Below are 680 nucleotides of genomic sequence, written 5' to 3' on the forward strand. Positions count from 1 at the left end.
TGCAGGTCGCTGGCCGCCCGTGCGCTCTGCTGCACGCGCTCGGCATTCTGCTGGGTCACCTGGTCCATCTCGGTGATCGCCTGGTTGATCTGGCCGATGCCGCCGCTCTGCTCCTCCGAGGCCGCCGTGATCTCGCCCATGATGTCGTTGACCCGCTGCGAGGCCGAAACCACCTCGGCCATGGCGCTCTCGGCGCGCTGCACCTGGCTGGCCCCCTCGTGGATCTCGCTGGCGGAGCCGTCGATCAGCTGGCGGATCTCCTTGGCGGCATCCGCGCTGCGCCCGGCCAGGTTGCGCACCTCGCCCGCCACCACGGCGAAACCGCGGCCCTGCTCGCCGGCCCGCGCCGCCTCCACCGAGGCGTTCAGCGCCAGGATGTTGGTCTGGAAGGCGATCGAGTCGATCACGTTGATGATGTCCTTCATCTTCTCGGCACCGGCGGTGATGCGCCCCATGGTCTGCACCACGCCGTGCATCAGCTCGCCGGTGTCGCGCACGCGGCTGGCATTGTCCAGCGCCAGCCCGCTGGCCTGGCGCGCGTTGTCGGTGTTCTGCTGCACCGTGGTGGTCATCTCCTCCATGCTGGAGGCGGTCTCCTGCAGCGAGGCGGCCTGCTGCTCGGTGCGCGCCGAGAGGTCCTCGTTGCCGCGGGCGATGGAGCGCGACGCAGGGGTCACGAC

The 680-nt window shown here is 70.1% G+C and carries 1 protein-coding gene; it reads right to left on the reverse strand.

The features are described 5' to 3' along the window. Window positions 1–680, reverse strand: a 680-nt coding sequence (locus DIS04_RS20280) for a methyl-accepting chemotaxis protein (RefSeq protein ID WP_245904670.1), incomplete at both ends; no start/stop codon positions are given.

The organism is Billgrantia lactosivorans (assembly GCF_003254665.1).
Taxonomy (GTDB): Bacteria; Pseudomonadota; Gammaproteobacteria; order Pseudomonadales; family Halomonadaceae; genus Halomonas; species Halomonas lactosivorans.